Below are 24,672 nucleotides of genomic sequence, written 5' to 3' on the forward strand. Positions count from 1 at the left end.
TGCTCACGGGTCTGGGGCATCGGGCCGTCAGCGGCCGAGCACACCAGGATCGCGCCGTCCATCTGGGCGGCACCCGTGATCATGTTCTTCACGTAGTCGGCGTGGCCCGGGCAGTCCACATGCGCGTAGTGGCGGTTGGCCGTCTCGTACTCGACGTGCGCGGTGTTGATCGTGATGCCGCGCGCCTTCTCTTCCGGCGCCGCATCGATCTGGTCGTAGGCCTTGGCCTCGCCGCCGAACTTCTTGGCCAGGATCGTCGTGATCGCCGCCGTCAGCGTCGTCTTGCCATGGTCCACGTGACCAATCGTGCCCACGTTCACGTGCGGCTTGGTACGTTCAAACTTGCCCTTTGCCATGTTGCGCGCTCCTCGCGATCAAACAGGTAAATGAAGAAAAAAGGGGAATTGGGTGGTGCCCATGGCGGGAATCGGACCCGCGACCTCTCCCTTACCAAGGGAGTGCTCTACCACTGAGCCACATGGGCAGTCGACACTGGGCTGAACCCGGCAGCCGGATGCAATCCGGTATCGACTCAAAAGAACCAAACAACGCTGGAGCGGGAAACGGGAATCGAACCCGTGTCATTAGCTTGGAAGGCTAAGGTTCTACCATTGAACTACTCCCGCCTTGCCAAACCCCGATACTTGCCATGCATTGCATGCCGCACATCAAGGTCCACGCGTTCTTCGCACTGGTGGAGGAGGCTGGATTCGAACCAGCGTAGGCGTAAGCCAACAGATTTACAGTCTGCCCCCTTTAGCCACTCGGGCACCCCTCCGTGGCGAAGAACTTCGAACTATAGCAGGGTTTTTGCGACTGAACAATGACTGCGTGCGTTGACTGCGATTTCGGCCGCGCTCAGCGTCGCCAGTCCAGGGGCGGGCGGCCCGGGTGACGCTCGGCCACGAAGGCCTGCGCCGCCGAAAAGTGGCCACAGCCGATGAACGGCACCGGTGGCCGGCGGGCCGACAGTGGCGACGGATGATTGGCGCACAGCACGCGGTGACGGCCACCGCCGGCGCTGTCGATCAGCGCGGCCTTGGCCTGCGCGTGCGCCCCCCACAGCAGGCAGGCCTTGTCGCCCGCATCGGCGGCCGTGGCGCGGATCAGTGCGTCGGTCAGCGCCTCCCAGCCCCGTTTGGCGTGGCTGGCGGGCTGGCCCTCCTCGACGGTGAGCGTGGTGTTGAGCAGCAGCACGCCCTGGCGCGCCCAGGCCGCCAGGTGGCCGTGAGCAGGCGCCGGGAGCCCCAGGTCGCGCTGCAGTTCGACGTCGATGTTGCGCAGGCTGGGCGGGATGCGCTGGCCCGCCGGCACCGAGAAGGCTAGGCCTTCCGCCTGTCCGGCGCCGTGGTACGGGTCCTGGCCGAGGATGACCACCCGCACGGCTGCGCGCGGCGTCAGGCGCAGCGCATGGAACACATCGGCCGGGTAGATCACCGCACCGGCGGCCTGGCGCTGGGCGATGTGGCGCTGCAGAGCCTGGCCGTCGGGGGAGTCGGCCCAAGCGCGGATCACCGGCGCCCAGTCACCCAATTCGGCCTCGGCGCGCGCCAGCAGCGCATCGATGGGCTCGAGCAGCCGGTTGTCGTTCGGCTGCGCAAGCGCCGCCGCGGCCGGCATGGCGGCGGACGCATCGTCGAACAGCCGGCCCTGCCCCGCCGCGGGCGCGCGGCGGCTCACGCGAACAGCCGTGCCAGTTCAGCGCCAGGGTCGCCTGCGCGCATGAAGGCCTCGCCGACCAGGAAGGCGTGGACGTTGGCCTCGCGCATGCGGTGCACGTCGACCGGACCCAGGATGCCCGATTCGGTGACCAGCAGCCGGTCGGCCGGCACGCGCGGCAGCAGGCCCAGCGTGGTGTCCAGCGAGACCTCGAAACTGCGCAGGTTGCGGTTGTTGATGCCGACCAGCGGCGTCTTCAGGCGCAGCGCGCGCTCGAGCTCGTCACCGTCGTGCACCTCGACCAGCACATCCAGGCCCAGTTCGATGGCGCAGGCTTCCAGTTCGGCCATCTGCGCGTCGCTCAGGCAGGCGGCGATCAGCAGGATGGCATCGGCGCCCATCGCCCGGGCTTCCAGCACCTGGTAGGGGTCAACGAGGAAGTCCTTGCGGATCACCGGCAGCGCGCAGGCGGCGCGGGCCTGCTGCAGGTATTCGGTGCAGCCCTGGAAGAACGGGCGGTCGGTCAGCACGCTGAGGCAGGCCGCGCCGCCACGCTGGTAGCTGGCGGCGATGTCGGCGGGGCGGAAATCGGCGCGGATCACACCCTTGCTGGGGCTGGCCTTCTTGGCCTCGGCGATCACGGCCGGCCGCCCGGCCGCCACCTTGGCCTGCAGCGCGGCGGCAAAGCCACGCGGCGGGTTGGCGCGGTTGGCCTCGTCGGCGCGGGCGCGCAGCGCGGCCTCGGACTCGACGGCGCGGGCAGCGGCCACCTCGGTCCACTTGACCTCGACGATCTTGTTCAGGATGTCGGACATGGGCTTCGTGCTCCGGGAATCAGGCGCCGGCCAGGCGCTGGGTGGCGGCGACGAACTGGCTCAGCTTGGCCATGGCCGCGCCCGAGGCCACGGCCTCGCGGGCGCGCTTGACGCCTTCGGCCACGTTGGCGGCCACGCCTGCGGCGTACAGCGCCGCGCCGGCATTGAGCAGCACGATGTCGCGCACCGGGCCGTCCTCGTTGGCCAGCGCACGCTGGATGCACTGCACCGACTCGTCGCGGTTGGCCACGCGCAGCACGCGGCTGTCGTAGACCGGCAGGCCGAAGTCGCTGGGATGCACCACGTACTCGCGCACTTCGCCGTCCTTCAACTCGCCCACCAGCGTTTCACCGGACAGCGAGATCTCGTCCATGCCGTTCATGCCGTAGACCACCAGCGCATGCTCGGCGCCCAGGCGCTGCAGCACGCGCACCAGAATGCCCACCAGATCGGGGTGGAACACGCCCAGCAGCGTGTTGGCGGCACCGGCCGGGTTGGTGAGCGGCCCCAGGATGTTGAAGATGGTGCGCACGCCCAGCTCCTTGCGCACCGGCGCGGCATGCTTCATCGACGCGTGGTGGTTGGGCGCGAACATGAAGCCGATGCCGGTCTCGGCGACGCAGGCGGCCACCTGCTCGGGCTTCAGATCGATGCGGGCGCCCAGCGCCTCGATGACATCGGCCGAGCCCGAGGTGGACGACACGCTGCGCCCGCCATGCTTGGCCACGCGCGCGCCCGCGGCGGCGGCCACGAAGGTGGACGCGGTGGAGATGTTGAAGGTGTGCGAGCCATCACCGCCGGTGCCGACGATGTCGACCAGGTGCGTGCGGTCGGCCACCGCCACCGGCGTGGCGAACTCGCGCATCACCTGGGCGGCGGCGGCGATCTCGCCCACCGTCTCCTTCTTGACGCGCAGGCCGATGGCGAAGGCGGCGATCATCACCGGCGACATCTCGCCCTGCATGATGCGGCGCATCAGCGCCAGCATCTCGTCGTGGAAGATCTCGCGGTGCTCGATGACGCGGGTCAGGGCTTCGGTGTTGCTGATCGGCATGGCGTGGATCTCCGGGTCAGGACAGCAGGAATTCGCGCACCGCAGCAACGGCGCGGTCGATGCCGGCATCGTCGACATCAAGGTGGGTGACGAAGCGCAGGCCGATCAGGCCGGTGGCCAACACGCCGCGTGCGGCCAGGTGGGCCAGCAGCGCGGGGCCACGGTCGCCGCTCACGCTGGCGAATACGATGTTGGTCTGCGGCGGCGTGACGGTCAGGCCCGGCAGGCCGCTCAGGCCATCGGCCAGACGGCGAGCGCGGGCATGGTCGTCGGCCAGGCGATCGACATGGTGATCGAGCGCGTGCAGCGCCGCAGCCGCCAGCAGGCCCACCTGGCGCATGCCGCCGCCGGTGACCTTGCGCCAGCGCCGCGCGCGGGCGATGAAGTCGGCCGGGCCGACCAGGGCCGAGCCCACCGGCGCGCCCAGGCCCTTGCTGAAGCACACGCTCACCGTGTCGAAGCCGCGCGCCAGATCCGCTGGCGCGGCGCCCGAGGCCACGGCGGCATTGAACAGGCGCGCGCCGTCCAAGTGCGTGGCCAGGCCGCGGCCGTGGGCCAGCGCGGTGGCCTCGGCCACATAGCCCGCCGGCAGCACGTTGCCGTTCCAGGTGTTCTCCAGGCACAGCAGGCGGGTGCGGGCGAAGTGTTCGTCGTCGGGCTTGATGGCCGCGGCGATGTCGGCCAGGTCCATCGTGCCGTCGGGGCGCATCGCGATCGGCTGCGGCTGAAGGCCGCCCAGCACGGCACCGCCGCCGCCCTCGTAGCGGTAGCAGTGGGCCAGCTGGCCGACCAGGTACTCGTCGCCGCGCGTGCCATGGGTCAGCAGCGCGCACAGGTTGCTGGCCGTGCCGCTGGGCATGAACAGCGCCGCCTCCTTGCCCAGCAGGCCGGCGATGCGCGCCTGCAGCGCATGCACCGTGGGGTCGTCGTCGAACACGTCGTCGCCGACCTCGGCGGCGGCCATCGCGGCACGCATGGCCGCGGTAGGCCGCGTCACCGTGTCGCTGCGCAGATCCACCACCGGGCCGGCGGCCCGAGTGTTGGTGCCGGATCCGTAGGCGACGCTGCTCATCAGGCGCCCCGACCGAGTTGCAGGAAGTTGCGCAGCATCGCGTGGCCGTGCTCCGACAGGATGCTCTCGGGGTGGAACTGCACGCCTTCCAGCGGGTTGTCGGTGCCGGCCAGATCACGATGCCGCACGCCCATGATCTCGCCGTCGGCGCTGGTGGACGTGACCACCAGTTCCTTCGGGCAGGTGGCCTGCTCGATCACCAGCGAGTGGTAGCGGATGACGTTGAACTGCTTGGGCAGGCCCCGATACACGCCCTGCTGGTCAGTGGTCAGCACATCGGCCTTGCCGTGCATCTGCGCCTTGGCGCGCACGATGTGGCCGCCGAGCGCCGCACCGATGCTCTGGTGGCCCAGGCACACGCCCAGGATCGGCAGCTTGCCGACATAGGCCTGGATGGCCGGCACGCAAACGCCGGCCTCGGCCGGCGAGCAGGGGCCCGGTGACAGCACCAGGTACTGAGGCTTGAGCGCACCGATCTCGTCGACCGTGATCTCGTCATTGCGGATCACGCGCACGTCCTGGCCCAGCTCACCGAAGTACTGCACCAGATTAAAGGTGAAGGAATCGTAGTTGTCGATCATCAACAGCATGGTCGTTCTCCTTCTTCCTCAGAAACCTTCTTCGACCAGCTCGGCCGCGCGCAGCAAGGCGCGCGCCTTGTGCTCGGTTTCCTTCCACTCCAGCGCGGGCACCGAATCGGCCACCACGCCGGCCGCGGCCTGCACGTACAGGGTGTTGTTCTGCACGATGCCGGTGCGGATGGCGATGGCCACGTCCATGTCGCCGGCGAAGCTCAGGTAGCCGCAGGCGCCGCCGTAGATGCCGCGCTTGACGGGCTCCAGCTCGTCGATGATCTCCATCGCGCGGATCTTGGGCGCGCCGCTCAGCGTGCCGGCCGGGAAGGTGGCCTTCAGCACGTCCATGTTGGTCATGCCATCCTTCAGCAGGCCTTCGACGTTGCTGACGATGTGCATCACATGCGAGTAGCGCTCGATCTCGAAAGCCTCGGTGACCTTGACCGTGCCGGTCTTGGCGATGCGGCCGATGTCGTTGCGCGCCAGGTCGATCAGCATCAGGTGCTCGGCGCGCTCCTTGGGGTCGGCCTGCAGTTCGGCGGCCAGGGCCACGTCCTTCTCGGGCGTGGCGCCGCGCGGGCGGGTGCCGGCCAGCGGGCGGATCGTGACCTTCTGGCCTTCGGGCGTGGCCTCCTCGCGCACCAGGATCTCGGGGCTGGCGCCGACGATCTGGAAGCCGCCCATGTCGTAGTAGTACATGTACGGGCTGGGATTCAGCGAGCGCAGCGCGCGATAGAGGCTCAGCGGGCTTTCGGTGAAGCGCTTCTTCAGGCGCTGGCCGATCACCACCTGCATGCAGTCGCCGGCGGCGATGTATTCCTTGGTGCGCTCGACCATGCGCTCGTACTGCGCCTGCGTCAGCTCGTGCTCGACGCTGTGGCTGGCGCCGCGCTTGACCTGCGGCGCGGTGACCGAATAGCGCAGCTTGTCGGCCAGCTCGGCCAGGCGGCGCTTGGCCTTGAAGTAGGCCTCGGGCTGGCCGGGGTCGGCGTAGACGATCAGGTACAGGCGGCCCGACAGGTTGTCGATGACCGCCAGCTCCTCGGTCTGCAGCAGCTGGATGTCGGGGGTGTCGAGACCGCCGTCCTTCTGCACCTTGGCCAGCTTGGGCTCCATGAAGCGCACCGCGTCGTAGCCGAAATAGCCGGCCAGGCCACCGCAGAAGCGCGGCAGGCCCGGGCGCAGCGCCACCTTGAAACGCTTCTGGTACGACTCGATGAAGTCCAGCGGATTGCCCTCGTGGCGCTCGACCACGCGGTCGTCGGTGACGACCTCGGTGACGAAGCCGGTGGCGCGCAGCAGCGTGCGCGCCGGCAGGCCGATGAAGCTGTAGCGGCCGAAGCGCTCGCCGCCGACGACGGATTCGAGCAGGAAGCTGTGCTTGGCGCCGCCGGCCAGCTTCAGGTACAGCGACAGCGGGGTTTCCAGGTCGGCGAAGGCTTCGGTCAGCAGCGGAATGCGGTTGAAGCCCTGGGCGGCCAGGCTTTGGAATTCGAGTTCGGTGATCACGGATCAGGCCTCCAGCGGGCCGGCCACGGGCGCGAAAGGTGCGCCATCGGTGGCCAGGCGGGATTGGGCGGTTCAGGCGGCGCGGCTTGCAATTGCTGCAAAAAGGCGCCACCGGGCGGTGGGCCGTGAGGCGCGGGCGCAGGGGCAGCGGGGTGCCAGGGCGCGCCGGCCGGCGGGCAGGTGTCAGACGAAGGCGGACGAGCGTCGCCAGGGCCAAGCCCCCCGGTCGGCCGACCCTTTGGTCTGAGTGCGCGCGATGAACATGGCGGCGAGTGTAGCAGCGGCTTTCTGACCGGCCGGTGACCGTGGCGCTGTCCGCGTCGGCGCCGGACCACGGTGCGGTGCGCGATCCGCCGCCCGGCCAGAGACGGGGAAACGGGGCGGGGAATTCCCCCCGTGATCCGGGCCTGTGTCACATTTATCACTCAAGCTACATTCGGCGCCCGCCCGGTTCGCCTGCGTACCGGGGCGGGCGCTGCGTCATGCCGCGTTCGCGTCGCCTCCCGAGGAGTTGTTCCGTGCCCCGATCTGCCCGCCCCGCCGCCCTGCGCCCGCTGACCCGGGGGCTCGCCGCCGCACTGGCGCTGTGTGGCCTGGTCGCGCTGCCTGCCGGCGCCTGGGCCCAGAACTTCGACACCGCCGGCGTGCGCTACGAGCCGCAGCTCAGCCTGGGCGGCAGCGTGCTGCAGCTCAACGGCGCCGGCATCCGCTACAAGGCGGTGTTCAAGGTTTACACCGCAGGCCTGTACCTCACGGCCAAGGCGCCCACCACCGAGGCGGTGCTGGCCGCCGGCGGCCCCAAGCGCGTGCAGGTGGTGATGCTGCGCGACATCGACGCCAACGAACTGGGCAAGCTGTTCACCCGCGGCATGCAGGACAACTCGCCACGCGAGGAGTTCGCGCGCAGCATCCCCGGCACCATCCGGCTGGCCGAGATCTTCGCGGCCAAGAAGAAGCTGGTGGCCGGCGACCAGTTCAGCGTCGACTGGACGCCGGGCGCCGGCACCGTGGTACGCGTGAACGGCAAGCCGATGAACGAGCCGATCCCCGAGCCCGAGTTCTTCAACGGCCTGCTGCGCATCTGGCTGGGCAAGTCGCCCGCCGATCACCTGCTGAAGGACGCGCTGCTGGGCAAGCCCCCGACCAGTCATCAGGGCGCCGGCTGACGCGGCTGCCGCGACGCCGGGTGACGCGTCAGGCCGGCCAACGCAGCGCGTCGATGCGGTCGATCACCGCATCGGGCGAGGCCGCCTGCACCGGCTGGCCGTGGTTGTAGCCATAGCTCACCAGCACCACCGGGCAGCCGGCGGCGCGCGCCGCCTGGGCATCGTTGCTCGAGTCGCCGAGCATCAGCGTGTGCGCCGGTGCGGTGCCCAGGGCCTTGCAGGTCTCCAGCAGCGGCAGAGGATCGGGCTTCTTGCGGGCGAAGGCGTCGCCGCCGAACACCTGGCTGAAGAAGCGGTCCAGCCCCTTGGCCGCCAGCAGCGGGCGGGCGAAGGCGCCCGGCTTGTTGGTCAGGCAGGCCAGCTTCAGGCCGGCATCGGCCAGGCGCTGCAGGCCTTCCAGCGCGCCGGGGTAGACCCGCGAGGCTTGGCCGTTGATCGCCAGGTAGTGGCGCTGGTAGTGCTGCCAGGCCGGCTCGGCCAGCGCCGCGGCATCGGCGCCCACATGGGCCAGCGTGCTGCGGATCAGGTGCTCGCTGCCTTTGCCGACGGTGCGCTCGATGAACGCGCGGTCCACCGCCGGCAGCGCCAGATCGGCCAGCGTGCGGTTCAGGGCGAGTTCGAAGTCGCCGACGGTGTCGACCAGGGTGCCATCCAGATCGACGATGGCGGCTTGCAGGGGTGCGAACATCGGTGCGGGCACCCGGCACGGCCGGCCGGGCGCGAGTGACAACGGGCCGGCACTGTAGCCCAGGCGCTGACGTAGCATCGGCGCCGATGTCCGTGCCTTCTCCCCTGTGTGCTGCACCGCTGGCTGACGGCCCGCGCCGGGCCCGCCGCAGCCGCCGTCTGGCCCGTGCGCTGGCCGTGGCGGCGCTGTGGGCGGGCATCGCGGCGGCCTGGGCACAGCCGGCCACCCCTGCACCGCGCACGCTGCAGCCGCTGGCGCCGGCCACCGTGGCGGGCGCGCTCGCCCGGCCGGTGGGCGCGGCCATGCCCTCGCCCCGCACCAGCGGCCGCCTCGATCTACAGGGCAAGCGCTTCTACATCGCCGAGTACCAGCTGCTGGTGGAGGTGGGCGGCGAGGCGCCCGCGCCCGCCGTCGACGGCCGGGTGCTGGGCCGGCGCGTGGGCGCCCAGGGCGCGCGGCTGGCCTTTGCCGCACAGCCCGACATCGGCGCGCTGCAGGCGCTGACCGACCGCGCCTGGGCCGACCTGCAGGCCCGGCTGGCCGCCGCCGGCGTGCAGCCCGAGGACATCGACCGCCTGCTCGGCAGTGCCGGCGCGGTGTATGAGGCCAGCGCGCCGGCCAGCACGCCGGGCCAGCCGGTGCTGGTGGAATCAGCCGGCAACGACGCGCAGCACCGCTACCTGGTGCTGGCCCCCACGGGCATGGGCATCGTGCCGCGCCTGCCCGCCGGCCTGAACCCCGGCAACCTGGCCGCGCGCGTGGCCTTCGCCACCCAGGGCATCGAGGGCCTGTCGCTGGCGATCGCCGTCAACCTGGGCGGGCTGGATCCCGCCGGCGAGCGCCGCAGCAGCTTCGCCGGCGGCGGCCCGGCGCTGTCGCCGTGGATGGAACTGGTGCCGGCGCCGCAGTCGGCCCTGGTGCAGGCCCATGCCCAGCTGGCCCAGGTGACGCTGGCCGAAGCCCTGGTGCTGGCCCCCGAGTTCGGCCGGCTGGTGCCGGCGCCCACCGATGCCGCCGGGATGGCAGGCGCTGGCGGCGGCGCGGCCGATCCGCTGCAGGCCCTGCTGGCGCTGGGCCGCCGCCTGGGCGTGGCGCCCGGCGAGGCGCCGCGCGTGGACGCCCGGCTGGAGCTGGACGGCCCGGCCACCGCCCGCACCCTGCTGTACGCCGTGGCCGCCGCCAACCAGGCGATTGCCGACGCGCTGAAGGCCGCCCGCGCGGCGCGCTGAGCCGGCCGGCACCCCCGATCCGGCGCTTGGCCCGCGCAGGGCGGCTGCTATCCTGCCCGGGCCATGCCCGCCGCCCTGCCCGACGCCGATCCGCCCAGCGCACTGCCGCGCGGCACCCGGCTGGGTGAGTTCGAGATCCGGCGCGTGCTGGGCGTCGGCGGCTTCGGCATCGTTTACCTGGCCTTCGACCACGCGCTCGAGCGCGAGGTGGCGATCAAGGAGTACATGCCCGGCTCGCTGGCCGGGCGCAGCCCGGCGACGCTGGAGGTGGCGGTGCTGTCGCAGGCCAACGCCGAGAGCTTCTCGCTGGGGCTGCGCAGCTTCGTCAACGAGGCGCGGCTGCTGGCGCGCTTCGACCACCCGTCGCTGGTGAAGGTGCACCGCTACTGGGAAGCGCACCACACGGCCTACATGGCCATGCCCTACTACGCCGGCCAGAACCTGCAGCAGGTGCGCCGCGCGCTGCGCGAGCCGCCGGACGAGGCCTGGCTGCGCGCCATCGTCGAGCCGCTGCTGGGGGCGCTGGCGCGCCTGCACCGCGAGGGCGTGTACCACCGCGACATCTCGCCCGACAACGTGCTGATCGAGCCCGACGGCCGGCCGGTGCTGCTGGACTTCGGCGCCGCGCGCCGCGTGATCGGCGACAAGAGCATGGCACTGACCGCCATCCTGAAGCCGGCCTATGCGCCGATCGAGCAATATGGCGAGGCCGGCGCGGTCAAGCAGGGGCCATGGACCGACCTGTACGCGCTGGGTGCAACGGTGCACTACCTGCTGGTCGGCCGCGCGCCACCCCCCGCCACCACGCGCACGGTGCACGACGACATGCCGCCGCTGGCCCGGCAGGCGCTGCCGGGCTGCAGCGAGCGCTTCCTGCGCTGCATCGACTGGATGCTGCAGCCGCGGCCCGCCGACCGTCCCCATCAGGTGGCCGATCTGGTCGACGCGCTGGCCGGCCGCCGCGAGCCACCCGCGGCCGACGAGCCCTTCGAGCGCACGCAGCTGATGCGCCGCGGCGGGCCGGCGCCGTCCAGCGCGCCGCCGTCCAGCGCGCCGCCGCCCAGCCCGCCCCCCGACGCGCCGCCCGCCGATGGGCGCGCCACCGGCCCGGAGCAGCCCGACGCGCAGGCCTGGGCACCCACGGCCGTGGCAGAACCGGCCACCGCCGCCCCGGAAATCTGGATCGATGGCCGGGCACCCGCGTCGCCCGGCACCGACCGCACCACCACCGAGGAAGCGCCGCCCCCGGCCCCGGCGAGCCGCCCACTCGACGCGGCCCCCCCGGTGGATCCACCCGCCGCCACCCCGGCCAGCGCCGTCCCCACGCCACCGCGCCGCAGCCTGGGCTGGCGCCTGCCGGCCCTGGTGGGCGCGGGCGTGCTCGTGGCTCTGGCGCTGGGCACGCTGTGGCGGTCGGGCCCGGCGCCGCAGGCCGTGCCGGTGGCCGCCAGCAGCCCTGCGGAGGCCCCGGCGCCAGCCTCGGCTCCGCTGGCCACCGCCGAGGGGCCCGGGCCGCAGGCCAGTGCCACGGCACCGCCGGCGATGGCCAGCGCGCCGGGTGCAGTCCCGGCCGGCCCCAGCCCTGCGGCCACCACGCCCAGGCCGTCCAGCCCCGCCACGGCGGGCGCTGCCAACCGGCCGGGCAACGCCGCGCCCACGGCACCTGCCGCCGCGGCGTCGGGCGCCTACCGCTGGCCGATGCTGCCGCCGCCGCCCAGCCCGGGCACGGCCTCACACCCTGGCGCTGCCACATCCCCCGCCACATCCCCCGCCACACCCGCCACCGGCACGGCCACCGCAGCGGGCACCACCAGCGCGGCAGCGCCTGCGCCGCACACAACCGCACCCGCCCCGTCGGTGAACCCGGCGGCCGCCGGCCCCTCGGCGGGCGCCTCACGCCAGGGCACACCCACCGCCGCGGTGACACCACCGCCCCGCGCCGCGGCCCCCGCGCCCGCGCCGGTGGCCGCTGAGGCCGACCCCGACGGTGAACCCATGGTCATGAAGGCCCGGGTGCTGAGCCCCAGCGAGCGCTGCGAGGGCCGCGTGCTGATCGCGCGCTGGGCCTGCATCGAGCGCCAGTGCAGCCGCGTGCCCGAACTGCGCAACCACCCCGAGTGCGTGAAGCTGCGGCGCGAGGCCGAGCAGCGCAACGAGCCGCGCTGACGCGGCCGCCGCCGCGCCCGCCAGGTCAGACGGCGCCGCGCGTCCAGGCCTCCACCGCGTCGATCACCGCCTGCGGCTGGTCCTTGTGCGGCGAATGGCCGCAGGCCGGCAGTTCCAGCAGGCGCGTCTGCGGGCAGCGCTCGGCAATGCCGCGGATCTGGGCCAGCGTGCCGTACGCGTCGTCCAGGCCCTGGATGGCCAGCAGCGGGCCGGTCAGCGTGGGCAGTTCGTCGGCGATGGCCCAGGCGCGGAACGCCGGGTGCAGCCAGATGTCGTTCCAGCCCCAGAAGGCGCTGTCGGGGTCGTCGTGGTACTTGGCCAGGCGGCTGCGCAGGTCGGTGGATTCGTAGGCCGTGCGCGCCAGGGCGATGCTGGCCACCGAGACGTCTTCCACCAGGATGTGCGGCGCCAGCACCACGGTGCCGGCCACGCGCTCGGGCCAGCGTGCGGCATGCAGCAGCGCGATCGAACCGCCGTCGCTGTGCCCGAACAGCCAGTACGGTGCGTCGACCTTCAGCGCCGCCAGCAGCGCCGGCAACACCTCGTGCGCCTGGCGGTGCATGAAGTCGTTCAGCCAGGCCTCGCCGGGCGCCCGCGGCGTCGAGCGGCCATAGCCGGGGCGCGAATACACCAGGCCACGGCAGCCGGTGGCCGCGCACAGCCGCGCCGGAAAGTCGCGCCACATCGCCACCGAGCCCAGGCCCTCGTGCAGGAAGACGATCAACGGCGCGTCGGCATCCTCGGCCGCGATCCACTGATGCTCGATGCGCACCGGGCGGCCGGCCCAGGCGATGTCGATGAACTCGATCGGCCCCGGGCCCGCGCCGACAGCCAGGCTCACCGCGTGAACTCGATCTGCCCCTGCGGCAGCAGGTACAGCACCAGCGCGCGGCCGGCGCTCACCGTGGGCCGGTGGGCGCTGCCGGGCGGGTAAACCACCCAGCCGGCCGGGCGGCCGTCGAACTGCGCGGCGTGGCCGTCCTGCGGCATCACCAGGTCGATCTCGCCCTGCGGATGCACATGGTGCGGGCCGGCGATGTCGGCCATGTCGACCACATCGACCGAGAAGCCGTGCAGGTCATCGGCCGGCTTGAAGATGCGGCCATAACGGATGCCACCGCCCTCGCGGTTGCACAGCCAGCCCTCGCGCACGCCGGTGGCGCAGTCGGCGGCCAGGGCCTGCCAGGTGGCGCTGGCCGGGCCGTGCTCGGCGTTCAGCCAGGCGTCGAGGGCGGCGTCGAGCGGACGGCCGGCGATCTGGGAGGTCAGCGCCGCCAGCCGGGCGCGGAATTGGTCGGGGGTGGTGCTCATCGCGCGGGCCTTGCAGCTTGTCGATCCGGCTTGCGACGCCAGATCAGATGAATTATTGTGCGTGCCAACAACGATAGGTTCGAGGAGTTCGGGTGTCAAGCACGATAGTTCATGAGGCGGCGATGGCCGGCGACCCCGACGCCGGCCCCGACACGGAAGAGAAGAACCCGTTCCTGGTGGCCCTGGGCGACCGGGTGCGCGCCCTGCGCGCGCGCCGTGGCATGACGCGCAAGGCCGTGGCGCTGGCCGCCGCGGTCAGCGAGCGGCACCTGGCCAATCTGGAATACGGCATCGGCAATGCCTCCATCCTGGTGCTGCAGCAGGTGGCCCAGGCCCTGCACTGCCCGCTGGCCGAGCTGACCGGCGACGTCACCACCTCCACGCCCGAGTGGCTGCTGCTGCGCGAGTTGCTGGAGCACCGCGACGAAGCCACGCTGCGCCGCGTGCGCGTGGCCGTGGGCGAGCTGCTGGGCACCGGCGGCGGCAATGCCGGGCGCAGCCCGCGCGTGGCGCTGATCGGCCTGCGCGGCGCGGGCAAGTCCACGCTGGGCCAGCTGCTGGCCGACGACCTGGGCTTCCCGTTCGTGGAACTGAGCCGCGAGATCGAGAAGTTCGCCGGCTGCAGCATCAGCGAGATCCAGGCGCTGTACGGCCAGAACGCCTACCGCCGCTACGAGCGCCGTGCGCTGGAAGAGGCGATCCAGATCTACCCCGAGGCGGTGATCGCCACGCCCGGTGGCCTGGTGTCCGACCCCGCCACCTTCAACCTGCTGCTGGCCCACTGCACCACCGTGTGGCTGCAGGCCAGCCCCGAAGACCACATGAAGCGCGTGGCCGCCCAGGGCGACATGCGCCCGATGGCCGCCAGCGCCGAGGCCATGGATGACCTCAAGCGCATCCTGGCCGGGCGTGCGGCCTTCTATTCCAAGGCCGAGTTCACGCTCGACACCAGCGCCCAGGCGCTGGAGCCCAGCTTCACGGCGCTGCGCGAACTGGTGCGCCAGGCGCTGGCGCTGCCGCCGGGCTGAGCAGCCCATTCCCCCACATGCAGCAAATTGCTTGACCTCGCCCAACAACATGCACCATACTGCGTGCACTGAATTCAGATCAACGCACTATCCTGCCTAACCCACCTGCCGCCGCGCAGCTGAGGAGACCTCCGTGAGCCAAGCCAGCCGAGTCGATTACCAGACCGATCCTTCCCGCTACCGCCACTGGACGCTGAAGGTCGAGGGCGAGATCGCCACGCTGGCCATGGGCGTGGACGAGAACGGCGGCCTGCGCGAGGGCTACAAGCTCAAGCTCAACAGCTACGACCTGGGCGTGGACATCGAGCTCAACGACGCCATCAACCGCGTGCGCTTCGAGCACCCCACAGTGCGCACGCTCGTGGTCACGAGCAGCCGCGACAAGGTGTTCTGCTCGGGCGCCAACATCTTCATGCTCGGCGTCAGCAGCCACGCCTGGAAGGTGAACTTCTGCAAGTTCACCAACGAGACGCGCAACGGGCTGGAGGATTCGTCCAGCCACGACGGGCTCAAGACCCTGGCCGCCGTGAACGGCGCCTGCGCCGGCGGCGGCTACGAGCTGGCCCTGGCCTGCGACGAGATCATCCTGGTGGACGACCGCAGCAGTGCCGTGAGCCTGCCGGAAGTGCCGCTGCTGGGCGTGCTGCCCGGCACCGGCGGCCTGACCCGCGTGACCGACAAGCGCAGGGTGCGACACGACCTGGCCGACATCTTCTGCACCACCACCGAGGGCGTGCGCGGCCAGAAGGCCAAGGACTGGCGCCTGGTGGACGACATCGCCAAGCCCGCGCAGTTCGCCGCCAAGGTGCAGGAGCGCGCCCGCCAGCTGGCCGCCGCCAGCCACCGCCCCACCCACGCCACCGGCGTGACGCTGGGGCCGCTGAACAAGACGGTGGAAGCCGATGCGCTGCGCTACGGCCATGTCACGGTCGAGATCGACCGCGCCCGCCGCACCGCCAGCCTGACCGTGAAGGGCCCCACCGGCGCCCAGCCCACCGACGTGGCCGGCATCGAGGCCGCCGGCAGCGCCTGGTACCCGCTGGTGCTGGCCCGTGAACTGGACGACGCCATCCTGGAGATGCGCACCAACGAGCCCGAGATCGGCACCTGGCTGATCAAGACGCAGGGCGACGCCGCCGCCGTGCTGGCCATGGACGAAACCCTGGCCGCCCACGGCGACCACTGGCTGGTACGCGCCACGGTCGGCCACCTGCGCCGCACGCTCAGCCGCCTGGATGTCAGCTCGCGCAGCCTGTTCGCGCTGATCGAGCCGGGCTCGTGCTTCGCCGGCACCTTCCTCGAGCTGGCCCTGGCCTGCGACCGCAGCTACATGCTGATGCTGCCCGACGACGCAGCCGCCACGCCGAAGATCGCCGTCAGCGGTGCCAGCTTCGGCCTGTACCCGATGGCCACCGGCCAGAGCCGCCTGGCGCGCCGCTTCTACGACGAGGCGCCGGCGATGGACGCCGTGCGCGCCACGCTGGGCCAAAGCCTGGATGCCGATGCTGCCTTCAAGCTGGGCCTGGTGACCAGCAACCCGGACGACATCGACTGGGCCGACGAGACCCGCATCGCCATCGAGGAGCGCGTGGCCATGAGCCCCGACGCGCTGACCGGCATGGAGGCCAACCTGCGCTTCAACGGCGTGGAGAACATGGTCACCCGCGTGTTCGGCCGCCTCACGGCCTGGCAGAACTGGATCTTCCAGCGTCCGAACGCCGTTGGCGAAAAGGGTGCATTGAAGGTCTACGGAAAAGGCGACAAGGCCGCCTTCGACTGGAACCGCGTCTAAGCAAGCGTCTATTCAAACCCACGTGGAGCAGACAGCATGAGCAGCATCAACTACAGCGAGAAGATCCCCAACAACGTCAATCTGGCCGAGGACCGCACGCTGCAGCGCGCGCTCGAGCAGTGGCAGCCCAACTACCTGAACTGGTGGGGCGACATGGGGCCCGATGGCTCGCAGAACTTCGATGTGTACCTGCGCACCGCGGTCAGCGTCGATCCGCAGGGCTGGGCCCAGTTCGGCCACGTGAAGATGCCCGACTACCGCTGGGGCATCTTCCTGAACCCGGCAGAGAAGGACCGCAAGATCCACTTCGGTGACCACCTGGGCGAGGACGCCTGGCAGGAGGTGCCGGGCGAGCACCGGGCCAACCTGCGCCGCATCATCGTGACGCAGGGTGACACCGAGCCGGCCTCGGTCGAGCAGCAGCGCCACCTGGGCCTGACCTGCCCCAGCCAGTACGACCTGCGCAACCTGTTCCAGGTCAACGTGGAGGAAGGCCGCCACCTGTGGGCCATGGTGTACCTGCTGCACAAGTACTTCGGCCGCGACGGCCGCGAGGAAGGCGAGGCCCTGCTGGAGCGTCGCTCGGGTGACCAGGACAACCCGCGCATCCTGGGCGCCTTCAATGAGAAGACGCCCGACTGGCTGTCGTTCTTCATGTTCACGTACTTCACCGACCGCGACGGCAAGTTCCAGCTGTGCGCGCTGGCCGAAAGCGCGTTCGACCCGCTGGCCCGCACCACCAAGTTCATGCTGACCGAAGAGGCGCACCACATGTTCGTGGGCGAGTCGGGCGTGAGCCGCGTGATCCAGCGCACCTGCCAGGTGATGAACGAGCTGAAGACCGACGACCCGGGCAAGCTGCGCGCCGCCGGCGTGATCGACCTGCCCACGCTGCAGCGCTACCTGAACTTCCACTTCAGCGTCACCATCGACCTGTTCGGCGCCGACCAGAGCAGCAATGCCGCCACCTTCTACTCGTCGGGCCTGAAGGGCCGCTTCGAGGAAGGCAAGCGCCTGGACGACCACATCCTCAAGGGCAGCACCTACCGCGTGCTGGAAGTGCAGGGCGGCCAGCTGACCGAGAAGGAAGTGCCGATGCTCAACGCGCTGAACGAGGTGCTGCGCGACGACTACATCAAGGACTCCATCGGTGGCGTCGAGCGCTGGAACAAGGTCATCGAGAAGGCCGGCATCCCGTTCAAGCTGAAGGTGCCGCACAAGGCCTTCCACCGCCAGATCGGCACGCTGTCGGGCGTGAAGGTCTCGCCCGAGGGCCGCGTGATCACCGACCACGAGTGGAACGCCAAGGTGGAAGACTGGCTGCCCAGCGACACCGACCGCGCCTTCGTTGCCAGCCTGATGGGCCGCGTGGTCGAGCCCGGCAAGTTCGCGAACTGGATCGCGCCGCCGGCACTCGGCATCAACCGCCAGCCGGTCGACTTCGAGTACGTCCGCTTCAACTGAAGAACTGACCCACCCCCGAAGCGGGCAAGCCGTTCGCCGGCCAACAAGCGTCCACTGGACGCTTGTTCGTCCCGCTTACCCCCTCAAGGGGGCGCCGCCAGCGGCCCGGCAAAGCCGGTTCCGCGGCGGCCGCTGGGTTGATCCTCTGCCCTGGATACCGCGCACCATGGACATGGCCGTCACCGTCATCAAGCAGCACCTGATCGACCCCGAGATCTGCATCCGCTGCAACACCTGCGAGACCATGTGCCCCGTGGGCGCGATCACGCACGACAGCCGCAACTACGTGGTCGATGCCGCCAAGTGCAACTGGTGCAACGCCTGCATCTCGCCCTGCCCCACCGGCTCGATCGACAACTACCGGCGCATGCCGGCAGCGCGCGCCTACACGCTGGACGAGCAGCTGGGCTGGGACAGCCTGCCGGCCGAACTGAGCGCCGAGCAGCTGGCCGAGGCTGGCGCGGGAACGGTCGAGGCCGCACCCGCCGAAGCCCCGGCCGCCGTGGCCGATGCCACCGGCCAGGCGCCGTTCCAGGCCGCGAGCTACGGCGCCACGCTGCCGCCGTGGAGCGCCGCGCACCCGTACACCAACCTCTACGGCCCCAAGGCCGCGCAGCCCTTCATCACCGCCACGGTGGCGGGCAACCTGCGCGTCACCGAGGTCGGCACCGAGTACGACACGCACCACATCGTGCTGGACTTCGGCGCGCTGCCCTTCCCGGTGCTGGAAGGCCAGAGCATCGGCATCGTGCCGCCCGGCACCGATGCCAACGGCCGGCCGCACCATGCCCGCCAGTACAGCGTGGCCAGCCCGCGCAACGGCGAGCGACCCGGGCACAACAACCTGTCGCTCACCGTCAAGCGCGTGCTGGAGGACCACCAGGGCCGCCCGGTGCGCGGCGTGGCCAGCAACTTCGTGTGCGACCTGAAGGTGGGCGACACGGTGCAGGTGATCGGGCCCTTCGGCACCAGCTTCCTGATGCCCAACCACCCGAAGAGCCACATCGTGATGATCTGCACCGGCACCGGCAGCGCGCCGATGCGGGCGATGACCGAGTGGCGCCGCCGCCAGCGGCAGTCCGCCCAGTTCGAGGGCGGCCGGCTGATGCTGTTCTTCGGCGCGCGCAGCCAGCAGGAGCTGCCCTACTTCGGCCCGCTGCAGAGCCTGCCCAAGGATTTCATCGACATCAATTTCGCCTTCAGCCGCATGAACGGCCGCAATGGCCAGCCGCGCAAGTACGTGCAGGACGCCATGCGCGAGCGTGCGGCCGACCTGGCCACGCTGCTGGCCGACCCGCTCGCGCACTTCTACGTCTGCGGCCTCAAGGCCATGGAAGAGGGGGTGGTGCTGGCGCTGCGCGACATCGCCCATGGCGCCGGGCTGGAATGGGACACGGTGGGCGCCACGCTCAAGCGCGAAGGCCGGCTGCACCTGGAAACCTACTGAACGCGGCGCGCGCGGCAGCCCGTCTGCGTGCGTTTTGCAGCATTTTTCCCTGATCACACGTCGGGGACGGCCCGCTACATTCGGGCCATGGTCGAAACCCCGCTCACCGGTCTGGTGCTCAGCGGCGGTGGCGCCCGCGCCGCCTACCAGGTGGGCGTGCTGCGCGCCATCGCCCGGCTGCGCCGCGAGCGGCTGCGCCACCGCGCCCGGCTGAGCAACCCCTTCGGCATCATCACCGGCACCTCGGCGGGCGCGATCAATGCCGCGTCGCTGGCCTGTCATGCCGACACCTTCGAAGGTGCGGTCGAGGTGCTGGCGCGGGTGTGGGAGAACTTCAGCGCCGACCAGGTCTACCGCGCCGACGCCCTGGGCGTGCTGCGCACCGGCGCGCGCTGGCTCACGATGCTGTCGGCCGGCTGGCTGATCGCCCGCTGGCGCAAGCTGCGCCCGCGCTCGCTGCTGGACAACGCGCCGCTGGCCGACCTGCTGCGCCAAGCCGTGCCGCTGCAGCGCCTGCCCCGGCTGCTGCAGCAGCGGCAGCTGCATGCGCTGGCGGTCACAGCCTCCAGCTACTCCACCGGCGAGCATGTCACCTTCTACAGCGCGGCCCAGCGCATCGAGCCCTGGCTGCGCTCGCAGCGCATCGCGCTGCAGATCGACGAGATCGGTGTCGAACACCTGCTGGCCTCGTCGGCCATCCCCTTCATCTTTCCGGCCGCGCGCGTGCACGGGCCGGGCGGCCATGCCGGCTGGTACGGCGACGGCAGCATGCGCCAGAGCGCGCCGCTGTCGGCGGCCATCCACCTGGGGGCTGAACGGCTGCTGATCATCGGCGCCGGGCGCATGCACGAGCCGCCCGCCCAGGCGCCCCGCCACCCCGACGCCGACTACCCCAGCCTGGCGCAGATCGCCGGCCACGCGATGTCCAGCATCTTCCTGGATGCGCTGACGGTGGACATCGAGCGCATGCAGCGCATCAACCGCACGCTGGCCCTGCTGCCCGACCATGTGCGGCAGGACACGCCGCTGCGGCCGGTGGAGTCGCTGGTGATCTCGCCCAGCCAGCGCATCGACGACATCGCCACGCGCCACCTCGAGAACCTGCCGACGCCGGTGCGCGCGCTGCTGCGCGGCGTGGGCGTGGGCGGCGTGGGCCCCGATGCGCGCGGCGCCGCACTGGCCAGCTACCTGCTGTTCGAGGCGCCGTTCACGCGCGAGCTGATGGCGCTGGGCGAAGCCGACACGATGGCGCGCGCCGACGAGGTCCACCAGTTCTTCGCCTGGCCCGCGGTGCGGGTGCCGCGCCGGCCTGCCGCGACCGCCGCGCCCGGGGCGCCCGAGGCCGCCACGGCCGCCGCCTACAGCGGCGACGACACGCAGCCGCTGCCGGTGATCACCGCGCCGCCCGACATCGTGCTGCCCTGACGGACCGGCGCGCCATGGACTGGTTTCTCCACGCCGTGCGCCACTATGCCGTGTGGCAGGGCCGTGCGCGGCGTCGCGAGTACTGGTGCTTCATGGGCCTGTACGGCCTGATCTCGGTCTACCTGACGGTGATCGACGCCGTGGTGGGCCAAGCCGGCAGCCGCGGCCACGGCGGCGGGGTGGCGCTGCTGTCCACGCTGTTCGCGCTGGCCATGCTGCCGCCGGCGGTGGGTGTGGCCATCCGCCGGCTGCACGACACCGGCCGCAGCGGCTGGTGGTTGCTGCTGGCTGCGGTGCCGGTGCTGGGCACCGTCGCGCTGCTGGTGCTGGCGCTGCGCCGCGGCACGCCCGGGCCCAACGCCCACGGGCCGGTGCCGCCGGCCGGGCCTGAACGCATGTGACCGCGCCCGCCTGCGCCGCGCAGGGGGCTCAACACACCAGGCTCAGGGCGTCACCTCGAAGGTGGTCATCGCCGCGCCGAAGGCGTCTTCGCAGGTGGCGCCGCCCGGCGGACACTGGGCCTGGCCGGCCAGCAGCGGCAGCGGGCCGCGGTGTGCAGCCAGCTTGGCCGCGGCATCGGCCCCGGTGGGGAAGCTGCGGAAGCCGTTGTCTTCCTTCGGACCGTACTCGCCATGGTCGCGCGGCCAGCGGCTCACCATCACCAGCAGGCGGCTCACGCCGGCCGGGCCGGCCACGTTGAAATCCAGCCGGCCCTGCGGCAGCTTCAGCGTGCCGCCCTTGGCGATGCGCGGCGGCGGCGTCAGACCGTTGGGATAGAGCTGCTGCAGCTGGCCGTCGGCGCCGTTGTAGAAGACGTAGACATAGCCTTCCTGCAGCGAGCGCAGCGTGAACACCAGCTTGTCGCGGTCGATGCGCAGGCGGCTTTTGTCCATGGCCACGTCCAGTCCGTAGCCCGGTGTCTGGGCCTGCATCACGCGGGCGAACTCGGCCGCCACGTCGAAGCCGGCGGCTGCCGGCGCCCCACCCGGGACGGCACCGCCCCCCGCGGGCGCACTGGCGACTGGGGCCGGCGCGGGCGGTGCGGCGGCCGCCGCAGGCTGTGGCGCAGCCGCCGGACGCCAGGCCCACCAGGCGCCACCGGCGGCCAACAGCGCCACCACGGCGACGGCACCGAGCAACGCGCCTCGCCCGCCGGCCGACGACGGGGCGGGCGCTGCTGCTGCTGCGGCGCCACCGGCCACCGGGCCGGCAGCAGGCGGAGCGCTGTCCATCACCACGGTGGGCGGCAGCGCCGCAGGCACCGCAGGCACCGCAGCCGGCGCGGGGGCCGCCGGAGCGGGCCCGGCCGGGGCGCGGGCCGGCGCTGCGTCTACGCGGCCGGCATGCAGCGGCGGCAGCGCCGTGGCGGCGGCGGCCACCGGCGCCACCGGGGCTTCGCCCAGCCCCAGTTCGCGCTTGAAGCTGGCGATGTCGGGCGTGCGCTGGTCGGGGCGCACGGCCAGCGCATGGTCGATGGCGGCCAGGAAGCGCGCGCTGTAGCGCCCGGCCAGGCCGGTGGCGGCCTGGGCCAGCGGCTCGTAGCTGTCGTTCAGCAGCCGGCCCACCGACGGCGGCGGCGTGCGCCCGCGCACCGCGAAATGCGCCACCGCGGCCAGCGCGTACACGTCGGTCCACGGGCCCTGTTTCATGCCCGGCACCTCGGCGTACTGCTCCACCGGCGCATAGCCGGGCTTGAGGATCACGGTCAGCGCCTGCGTCATGTCGCCGATGACGCGGCGCGCGGCGCCGAAGTCCAGCAGCAGCGGGCGGCCGGTGCCGGCCAGCAGCATGATGTTGTCGGGCGCGATGTCGCGGTGGTACCACTGCTCGGCGTGGATCACCGACAGCGCGTCGGCCACCGGCCCGATCCAGCCCAGGATGGTGGCCTCGTCGGGTCGTTCGCTGCGCGCGCGCAACGCATCGCGCAGCGTGGTGCCCTCGTAGAACGGCATCACCATGTAGGCCGAGCCGTTGGCCTCCCAGAAGCGGTACACCTTGACCAGCGCCGGGTGGTCGAACTGCGCCAGCATCTGCGCTTCCTTGACGAAGCTCTGCAGGCCGGCGTCGAAGGTCTCGGCATGGCGCTCGCTCTTGACCTGCACCTGCGCGCCATCGCCCAGGCGCACCGCGATGGCCGACGGCATGTACTCCTTGACCGCCACCTGGCGCTTGAGCGAGTGGTCCCAGGCGCGGTAGACGATGCCGAAGCCGCCCTCGCCCACCACGCCCAGCAGCTCGAACTCGCCCAGGTAGGTGCCCACCGGCAGCGCATTGCCGGCGCTGCCACCCGCGCCGGGCGGACGGCCGTTGAACGGGTCGACCTGGGTGGGCGCGACGGGGCGTGCGGGATCGGGCGGTGTGGTGCTCACGGCAGGCGCTCACCGGGGTGAGCCATCGAAGGCGGCGGGGCTGGCGCGATGGTAAGCGCTGGGCCCGCCAGCCCGCGCCAGGTGCCATGCCGGCCAACCGGCGCGGCGCGCGGCTGTCCACCGAGTTTGGGATGGCCCACCCCCGAGTGCGGGAGCATGTCAATCCGGCCGGTGGCCATGCGGCCTACCATCCGCGCGAGAGGCAAAACCGAAGCGGAGGGCGGCATGCTGCTGCAACAAGATCGACGCCAGCCACGGGCCCCGCGGCGCACCGGGCGCACCGGGCGGGCCGTGGCGCAGGCCTGCGTGCTGGCATTCGGGCTCGGCGCCGGCGCCGCCGGCCACGCCCAGACGGCGGCCCCGGCCGGCCAGACCAGCCCCGAGACCGTGCAGGTCAACGGCTTCTGGATCGAGGGCAACACGCTGCTCGACGCCGGGCTGATCAAGGCCACGCTCGAGCCCTACCGCGGCAGCCGCAGCCTGGCCGAGTTGCGCCGCGCCGCCGAGGCGGTGCAGGCGCTGTACGGCGCAGCCGGCTTCGGCGCGGTGGTGGCCTACCTGCCGCCGCAGCCGGTGAAGGACGGCGTGGTGACCATCGCCGTGCTGGAAGGCAAGGTCGCCAAGGTGAGCGTGCAGGGCGCCCGGCGCCTGAGCGCCGAGCGCGTACGCGCCGCCCTGCCGGCGCTGGTGGAGGGCGCCACGCCGCGGCTGCGCCGCATCGACCGCGAACTGCAGCTGGCCAACGAGAACCCCGCCCGCCAGCTCGGCGTGCTGCTGGGCCCGGGCACCGCGCCCGGTGAGGTGGAAGCCACGGTCAAGGTCGACGAGCAGCCCGCCACGCGCTGGAACCTGGGGCTGGACAACACCGGCAACACCCGCACCGGCGAGGCGCGCGTCAGTCTGGGCTGGCAGCACGCCGACGTGAGCGGCCACGACGATGTGCTGAGCCTGCAGGCCCAGACCTCGCCCACCCACCCGTCGCAGGTCAAGGTGCTGAGCCTGGGCTACCGCCTGCCGCTGGTGGCACAGATGGCCGCACTGGACCTGTTCGCCGCCTATTCCAGCGTCGACGGCGGCCTGCAGGCCACCGCCGCGGGTGGGTTGCGCTTTGCCGGCAAGGGGCGCATCGCCGGCGCCCGCACCCAGTGGTACCTGCCGCGCGCCGGCGAATTCGACCAGCGCCTGAGCGCCGGGCTGGAATACCGCGCCTACCTCAACGAATGCGGCATCAGCGGCCTGCCCGACGGCGCCTGCGGCACCGCTGGCGAGAGCGTCACGGTGCACCCGTTCACGCTGGAGTACAGCGTGCAGCGCGCCGGCCAGGTCAGCGCCGGTGGCAGCCTGGCGGTGGCGCACAACCTGGGCCTGGGCGGCGCGCATGCCGGTGCCGCGGCCTTCGAGGCCGTGCGCCCCGGCGCCAAGCGCCGCTACACCGTGCTGCGCGCCTCGGCCAACCTGGCCGTGCCGGTGTTCGACGACTGGCAGCTGGCCGGCCGCGTGGCCGTGCAGAGCGCGGCCGATCCGCTGGTGCCGGGCGAGCAGTTCGGCATCGGCGGTGCCGCCTCGGTGCGCGGCTACCACGAGCGCGAGCTGTCGGGCGACAGCGGCCTGCAGGCGGCACTGGAGCTGGTGACGCCGCGCCTGGGCTGGGCCGGTGACGGCGTGGACCTGCGGCTGCTGGGCTTCATCGACGCCGGCCAGGTGAGCAACCACGCCGACACCGCCTGCCGCCCCGGCCACAACCGCTGCACGCTGTCCTCGGCCGGTCTGGGCCTGCGCCTGGCCTGGGGCCCGGTGCAGCTGCGCCTGGCCGCCGCCCAGGCCTTCGACGACGCCGCCAGCACCCAGCGTGGCGACTGGCGCGGCCATGTCTCGGTGAACGCCAGCTTCTGACGCCGGCCCC

General features: G+C 71.9%; 21 protein-coding genes and 3 tRNA genes. 10 read left to right on the plus strand and 14 right to left on the minus strand.

The window, feature by feature from the left end; genetic code table 11:
• From AACH10_RS14600 to trpE, 10 genes are all read right to left on the minus strand, one after another.
• On the minus strand, positions 1–356 hold a 356-nt coding region (locus AACH10_RS14600), incomplete at its 3' end, for a GTP-binding protein (RefSeq protein ID WP_341411180.1).
• Positions 357–409: 53 nt separating this feature from the next.
• Positions 410–484, minus strand: a tRNA-Thr gene (locus AACH10_RS14605).
• A gap of 68 nt (positions 485–552) precedes the next feature.
• A tRNA-Gly gene (locus tag AACH10_RS14610) sits at positions 553–626 on the minus strand.
• A gap of 66 nt (positions 627–692) precedes the next feature.
• Positions 693–778 (minus strand) — tRNA-Tyr (locus tag AACH10_RS14615).
• Between the two features lie 80 nt (positions 779–858).
• Entirely contained in the window at positions 859–1,620 is a 762-nt protein-coding gene (locus AACH10_RS14620; protein WP_423228618.1) for a uracil-DNA glycosylase, read from the minus strand.
• A 56-nt stretch (positions 1,621–1,676) separates the two neighbouring features.
• Positions 1,677–2,474 carry an indole-3-glycerol phosphate synthase TrpC gene (gene trpC / locus AACH10_RS14625; RefSeq protein WP_341411182.1) on the minus strand — a complete coding sequence of 266 codons (798 nt, stop codon included), beginning with the start codon at positions 2,472–2,474 and terminating at the stop codon, positions 1,677–1,679.
• 19 nt (positions 2,475–2,493) lie between these two features.
• Positions 2,494–3,528: an anthranilate phosphoribosyltransferase gene (gene trpD, locus AACH10_RS14630; protein ID WP_341411183.1), complete on the minus strand. Its 1,035-nt coding sequence runs from the start codon at positions 3,526–3,528 to the stop codon at positions 2,494–2,496.
• 16 nt (positions 3,529–3,544) lie between these two features.
• Positions 3,545–4,600 (minus strand): low-specificity L-threonine aldolase, encoded by a 1,056-nt coding sequence (gene ltaE, locus AACH10_RS14635; RefSeq protein WP_341411184.1) that lies wholly within the window; start codon positions 4,598–4,600, stop codon positions 3,545–3,547.
• Positions 4,600–5,190 carry an aminodeoxychorismate/anthranilate synthase component II gene (locus tag AACH10_RS14640; protein WP_341411185.1) on the minus strand — a complete coding sequence of 197 codons (591 nt, stop codon included), beginning with the start codon at positions 5,188–5,190 and terminating at the stop codon, positions 4,600–4,602. Before AACH10_RS14640 ends, ltaE begins: the two co-directional genes overlap by 1 nt.
• A gap of 18 nt (positions 5,191–5,208) precedes the next feature.
• On the minus strand, positions 5,209–6,684 hold the full coding sequence (gene trpE / locus AACH10_RS14645) for an anthranilate synthase component I (RefSeq protein WP_341411186.1): 1,476 nt from the start codon (positions 6,682–6,684) through the stop codon (positions 5,209–5,211).
• 518 nt (positions 6,685–7,202) lie between these two features.
• Between trpE and AACH10_RS14650 the strand changes: the two genes are divergently transcribed.
• Entirely contained in the window at positions 7,203–7,850 is a 648-nt protein-coding gene (locus AACH10_RS14650) for a chalcone isomerase family protein (protein WP_423228609.1), read from the plus strand.
• A gap of 28 nt (positions 7,851–7,878) precedes the next feature.
• Here AACH10_RS14650 and gph read toward each other — a convergent pair whose 3' ends face one another.
• Complete coding sequence (gene gph / locus AACH10_RS14655) at positions 7,879–8,538, minus strand: phosphoglycolate phosphatase (protein WP_341411187.1); 660 nt, start codon at positions 8,536–8,538, stop codon at positions 7,879–7,881.
• A 92-nt stretch (positions 8,539–8,630) separates the two neighbouring features.
• Between gph and AACH10_RS14660 the strand changes: the two genes are divergently transcribed.
• Positions 8,631–9,767: a hypothetical protein gene (locus tag AACH10_RS14660; protein WP_341411188.1), complete on the plus strand. Its 1,137-nt coding sequence runs from the start codon at positions 8,631–8,633 to the stop codon at positions 9,765–9,767.
• Between the two features lie 63 nt (positions 9,768–9,830).
• Positions 9,831–11,933 (plus strand): serine/threonine protein kinase, encoded by a 2,103-nt coding sequence (locus AACH10_RS14665; protein ID WP_341411189.1) that lies wholly within the window; start codon positions 9,831–9,833, stop codon positions 11,931–11,933.
• A gap of 25 nt (positions 11,934–11,958) precedes the next feature.
• On the opposite strand, the gene AACH10_RS14670 is transcribed toward AACH10_RS14665, so the two are convergent.
• Entirely contained in the window at positions 11,959–12,774 is an 816-nt protein-coding gene (locus AACH10_RS14670; RefSeq protein WP_341411191.1) for an alpha/beta fold hydrolase, read from the minus strand.
• Positions 12,771–13,244 carry a 4-hydroxylaminobenzoate lyase gene (locus tag AACH10_RS14675; RefSeq protein ID WP_341411192.1) on the minus strand — a complete coding sequence of 158 codons (474 nt, stop codon included), beginning with the start codon at positions 13,242–13,244 and terminating at the stop codon, positions 12,771–12,773. Before AACH10_RS14675 ends, AACH10_RS14670 begins: the two co-directional genes overlap by 4 nt.
• Positions 13,245–13,336: 92 nt before the next feature.
• Here AACH10_RS14675 and AACH10_RS14680 point away from each other — a divergent pair, with 92 nt between their 5' ends.
• From AACH10_RS14680 to AACH10_RS14705, 6 genes are all read left to right on the plus strand, one after another.
• The gene (locus tag AACH10_RS14680; protein WP_423228610.1) at positions 13,337–14,272 is read left to right on the plus strand and encodes a helix-turn-helix transcriptional regulator; all 936 of its coding nucleotides are present in this window, start codon (positions 13,337–13,339) and stop codon (positions 14,270–14,272) included.
• Positions 14,273–14,405: 133 nt separating this feature from the next.
• Positions 14,406–16,064: a 2,3-epoxybenzoyl-CoA dihydrolase gene (gene boxC / locus AACH10_RS14685; protein ID WP_341411194.1), complete on the plus strand. Its 1,659-nt coding sequence runs from the start codon at positions 14,406–14,408 to the stop codon at positions 16,062–16,064.
• Between the two features lie 36 nt (positions 16,065–16,100).
• Positions 16,101–17,528, plus strand: coding sequence for a benzoyl-CoA 2,3-epoxidase subunit BoxB (boxB, locus tag AACH10_RS14690; protein ID WP_341411195.1), 1,428 nt, complete (start codon positions 16,101–16,103; stop codon positions 17,526–17,528).
• A gap of 166 nt (positions 17,529–17,694) precedes the next feature.
• Positions 17,695–18,975 (plus strand): benzoyl-CoA 2,3-epoxidase subunit BoxA, encoded by a 1,281-nt coding sequence (gene boxA, locus AACH10_RS14695; protein WP_341411196.1) that lies wholly within the window; start codon positions 17,695–17,697, stop codon positions 18,973–18,975.
• A gap of 87 nt (positions 18,976–19,062) precedes the next feature.
• A complete protein-coding gene (locus AACH10_RS14700) occupies positions 19,063–20,400 on the plus strand; it encodes a patatin-like phospholipase family protein (protein WP_341411197.1) in 1,338 nt (445 codons plus the stop codon).
• 14 nt (positions 20,401–20,414) lie between these two features.
• Positions 20,415–20,801 (plus strand): DUF805 domain-containing protein, encoded by a 387-nt coding sequence (locus AACH10_RS14705; RefSeq protein ID WP_341411198.1) that lies wholly within the window; start codon positions 20,415–20,417, stop codon positions 20,799–20,801.
• A gap of 42 nt (positions 20,802–20,843) precedes the next feature.
• On the opposite strand, the gene AACH10_RS14710 is transcribed toward AACH10_RS14705, so the two are convergent.
• Positions 20,844–22,769: a serine/threonine-protein kinase gene (locus AACH10_RS14710; protein ID WP_341411199.1), complete on the minus strand. Its 1,926-nt coding sequence runs from the start codon at positions 22,767–22,769 to the stop codon at positions 20,844–20,846.
• A 225-nt stretch (positions 22,770–22,994) separates the two neighbouring features.
• Here AACH10_RS14710 and AACH10_RS14715 point away from each other — a divergent pair, with 225 nt between their 5' ends.
• Positions 22,995–24,662, plus strand: a complete 1,668-nt coding sequence (locus tag AACH10_RS14715) for a ShlB/FhaC/HecB family hemolysin secretion/activation protein (protein WP_341411200.1) — start codon at positions 22,995–22,997, stop codon at positions 24,660–24,662.
• The last annotated feature ends 10 nt before the right edge of the window (positions 24,663–24,672 follow it).

Source organism: Pseudaquabacterium inlustre (genome assembly GCF_038066595.1).
In the GTDB taxonomy this organism is placed as follows: domain Bacteria; phylum Pseudomonadota; class Gammaproteobacteria; order Burkholderiales; family Burkholderiaceae_C; genus Pseudaquabacterium; species Pseudaquabacterium inlustre.